Raw genomic sequence first — 4,016 nt, forward strand, 5'->3', positions numbered from 1 at the left:
TTCCCTCCTCTCAAATCATTTTATCTCCGGAAAACCCGGGGCGATTCACTTCCTAGTTGTTTTATAGGAAATTTTGATCAAGATTCTAGTACGAACTCAACACAACCTTACCATGTTCAATCTAAAGACAACTGTTTAGTATGCATCCCTAGAAATAACGAAAGTTATTTTTAAGAATACAACGTAAGCAGTTCAATTAATGATAACTTTAGGAGAAGATCATGCTAAAAAACCTCAAACTAAAACTAGTTGCCGCAGCTGCTCTGCTGCTTAGCTCAACCGCATTTGCCGGTATTGGCAACTTTCCTGGTGACGGATCTGTTGGGAATCCATACGAATTAGGCGCAATTGGCCCGACGCCAACAACATTGTCAGCATTGCTGATTGGTACTACCGGAAGCGCATTTGAAGAATATGCAAATTTCACAATTCCCACCTTCTCATCCACCACAGGCTCTGCTTCAACCCTGTTCTTGTCTTTAGGCGGTTTTGTTGTTAACGATATCAACGATTTTGTGGTTGAAGTGTGGGACAGCACTCATCCGCTGGGTACAACTCTGATCGCAACATTTACCGATGATGGTTTAACGCATTCACTCGGCGATCTTCTTCCAGGTCAATACCATTTGGATATTAGCGGTGTTCTGGGCGCCAATTTAGGTCAATATTCCGTTTCATTACAAGCGTTACCTGTACCAGAACCTGAAACCTACGCCATGTTACTGGCTGGCTTGGGATTGATTGGCTTCTCATTACGCAAACGTCAATTAGCTTAATTAACGAGTATCACCTAAACTAAAGCCGCGAGGGATTTCTCCTCGTGGCTTTTTCCGTTTCCGCTACTCTCAATACTCAACACAGAATGCACAAAACATTAGGAAAAACCTGAATTAACTTTATCAACTACTTCTCGCTACCTTTGTGAAAAAACAATCTTTTATTCCAGCGTTTCATTTCCATTGGCTGACCCACTGGTACGACCCCATAATGCAATGGTTAATTCCAGAGCAACGGATTAGAGTAGCATTGGTTGCACAAGCTCAGATTCAACCGGGCGAGTCAGTGCTGGATATTGGCTGCGGTACCGGCACCCTGACATTACTCATCAAACAAACCGAACCTGAAGTGGCTGTCTATGGATTGGATATCGATCTGGAAATTTTACAGATCGCTCGGAAAAAATCCGATCAAAACGAAAAGACTGTTCTATTGCAACAGGGAATAGCTACATGCTTGCCTTTCACCGATGAAACTTTCGACTACGTATTCGCAAGCTTACTGCTACATCATTTGACTCGAGAAGATAAACAGCAAGCGCTTAAAGAAATATTTCGCGTGCTCAAACCGGGTGGTGAACTGCATATCGCTGATTTTGGCCAGCCTCGCGATTTCGTGATGTGGCTTATTTCCTGGGGAATGCGGTGGTTTGAAGAAATAAACGATAATGTCATGGGTTTATTACCGGTTTTCGCAGCGAATGCTGGATTCCATCCAATACAGGAAACCGCATATTATCGGACTATTTTCGGAGCAGTTATCTTGATCCGCGCTCGCAAGCCTGATGATTGAAATGCAAATTTCTCCGACAATCTATCCTGACTCTTTAAATGATTATTCAAGCGATGACTGTCCGTTCATCATTATTTATTTAGCGTAACCACAGTTGTCTGATTTCTAGTAATAATTCACCAAGTTGTCAAGTACGTACTGGTTTATGTGCATAAGTGGAGCGTTGAACTTGCCATGAAGTAGGCGCTGATTCTGCTAAGCCGCGCAGGCGGCGGTGCATTTGCTTCAAGCGCTTTCATCGGTCAAAGTACACCAATACACCTGACCAGGTTTTCGGCTTCCGTCTTAATTAAAATAAGACTAACCATGACCATCTCATTTCCTGCGAGAATGCTATTAAAGAGTCAATGAGTAACTAACTCAATAATTGATTAATCTCGTGATACCAACTGCAGTCACGATATGAGTGGATTAACTCTCGATAACTTTCCGGTAATTTACCTGCAATTTCCTGGAATTCTTCCCTATCTTGTTCTGTGATGGTAGTTGGTCCTATGAGTGGCGTATTATTACGACGCAAATTAAGATTGAATTCCGATTGAACCGGTAAATCGAAAAATCGGGTCATATTTCGCAGTATTTCCTTTTTCTTGAGATGAACATCTACATCGATAAAAAATACTCGGTCTTGCCAATGATTGGCCCGGATAAGGTGCAATGCACGATATTCAATTTCTAACCATTGCAATAGATAAAACTGGAAACGACTGATAGTCTGCGAGTAATGCTGGAATAACGTTTCCTCTCCTGTCAACGTCCAGCGGAATAATCGCTCGCCCGTATCACTTGTATAATCAACAAACGGTAAGCGCAGTTTCCGTATTAACAATTCTCGCAGATATTCGCTTTTCGCAACTTTGAGTGGATGACGCACTAAATGAACAAAACCGGGATTTCGCAGTAATGTTCCAGCATGACGGTGAAAAGCTTTCAAAAAAGCGTGATTGGACTCAAAATAAAACGGCTGTTTTCGACTACTGACAAAACGACATTTACGTTCCAGCATAGGTATTAACGCGCTATCATTCTGTCGTGTATTCCATTCGATAGGCTTACCAAATAAAGTAGGATTGCCAATAACGCAGTAAGGTTCGTGAGTGCTGTAGCAGTATGCAACATTCTTAGCAAAGAAATCGGCAAGATAACTGGTACCGGAACGACCACTGGCAAGGACAAATAGAGCGAGCTGGGTATTGTTCATATTACACAGCACTATAGCACTATTTGTAATTCGCTAATTAATCAGATTATTGTTCAATCTAAAATAACTTTTAACTGGAGGTTTTTAATGCATGAAATTACTAGATTTGTTTTTATAATAATTTTGCCATTCTTCTTCTCAAGCATTGCTATGGCGGAAAACGAAACAACCACGAGTTCGCATTCTAATAAATCTGGACTGAAACTCATAAGCGGCTTAACCAATATTGCGACAGGTTGGCTAGAATTGCCCAAAAATATCAATATCGTAGGTCGGCAAGAAAACACGATAGCTTCCGGTATAGCCGCTATAGGCGTGGGTACACTTCAGGGAGGATGGTATACAATCAATCGCACAGGTTGCGGTATCTTTGATTTGCTTACATTCATGATTCCAACCAATCCATCCGTTGAGCCCATTTTTGTCTGGAATAATTTTTCGCGAGAATCAAAATTTATGGGATATTGATGCTAATGCACCGATTCTCAGAAACCAATTCAGCTGATTAATTTTTAACACATTATGCATTTCCTATGGAATCGTTCATTTCAGCCGCGACTGCTGTCACCTTGATAATCATTGCTTATTTTTCTTTTGTCTGGTACCGGTAGAACCTGTAAGCTGGCATGCATCCACCGCTCCCGGTTATACAGGAATTTATGCTCGCAATGAACGACTATCCGGCTTGCGACTGATTCCACTAGGAGACGAAGAAGATCCGGAACATGTGGCATTGCCAAGTAACGGCTTGCTCTATACGGCTGTTGCAAGCGGTAACACTTCGCATGAAACCAAGACACGGCGGAACTGGAGTTGGAGTTGTCCCATTTTGACGGACAGTTTTTTCATGGAGTCGAGAAAGTCTCGATTTGTGAAAACGGGTTAAAGTTTATCGCGATTTGATTATTCTCATGTTGATACCGGTTTAAAATTGACCAGCCATTACGGTTGAAATTTGACCAGGGGAAAATAGAGCGCAGGATACTACGCATCTGTGGATAAGTCGACCAGACTGGATTGGTAGTTTGCCTCCTGTTGATGTCCTAGTTTGTTGTAATTGACTACGAATCGACCAGATTTTCTTCTGGTGAGTATTTTTCTTTTTCCCGCTGTTGTATTCTGATCTTTGCATTGGCTGTACTTTATTTGTAGCGGAAAGACTCGTTGCCGGTTTCGATGATGTGGCAATGGTGTGTGAGTCGATCCAGCAGCGCTGTAGTCATTTTGGCGTCGATGAATACGTTGC

6 protein-coding genes are annotated in these 4,016 nt (G+C 42.0%); 4 read left to right on the plus strand and 2 right to left on the minus strand.

What is annotated here, in order from left to right; all coding sequences use genetic code 11:
• The first annotated feature begins 221 nt into the window (after positions 1-221).
• On the plus strand, positions 222-776 hold the full coding sequence (locus tag KF839_RS14675) for an FxDxF family PEP-CTERM protein (protein WP_292918574.1): 555 nt from the start codon (positions 222-224) through the stop codon (positions 774-776).
• 145 nt (positions 777-921) lie between these two features.
• Positions 922-1,569 carry a class I SAM-dependent methyltransferase gene (locus KF839_RS14680; RefSeq protein ID WP_292918575.1) on the plus strand — a complete coding sequence of 216 codons (648 nt, stop codon included), beginning with the start codon at positions 922-924 and terminating at the stop codon, positions 1,567-1,569.
• A 355-nt stretch (positions 1,570-1,924) separates the two neighbouring features.
• Here the strand turns inward: KF839_RS14680 and KF839_RS14685 are convergent, their stop codons facing one another.
• Positions 1,925-2,770 carry a hypothetical protein gene (locus KF839_RS14685; RefSeq protein WP_292918576.1) on the minus strand — a complete coding sequence of 282 codons (846 nt, stop codon included), beginning with the start codon at positions 2,768-2,770 and terminating at the stop codon, positions 1,925-1,927.
• Between the two features lie 87 nt (positions 2,771-2,857).
• Between KF839_RS14685 and KF839_RS14690 the strand changes: the two genes are divergently transcribed.
• Both KF839_RS14690 and KF839_RS14920 read left to right on the plus strand, forming a co-directional pair.
• Complete coding sequence (locus KF839_RS14690; RefSeq protein ID WP_292918577.1) at positions 2,858-3,238, plus strand: exosortase system-associated protein, TIGR04073 family; 381 nt, start codon at positions 2,858-2,860, stop codon at positions 3,236-3,238.
• A gap of 187 nt (positions 3,239-3,425) precedes the next feature.
• The gene (locus KF839_RS14920) at positions 3,426-3,656 is read left to right on the plus strand and encodes a hypothetical protein (RefSeq protein WP_416362381.1); all 231 of its coding nucleotides are present in this window, start codon (positions 3,426-3,428) and stop codon (positions 3,654-3,656) included.
• Positions 3,657-3,912: 256 nt separating this feature from the next.
• Here the strand turns inward: KF839_RS14920 and KF839_RS14695 are convergent.
• Positions 3,913-4,016, minus strand: a 104-nt coding sequence (locus KF839_RS14695; RefSeq protein WP_292918578.1) for an ATP-binding protein, incomplete at its 5' end; no start/stop codon positions are given.

The sequence above is a fragment of the Nitrosomonas sp. genome, assembly GCF_019635155.1.
GTDB lineage: Bacteria > Pseudomonadota > Gammaproteobacteria > Burkholderiales > Nitrosomonadaceae > Nitrosomonas.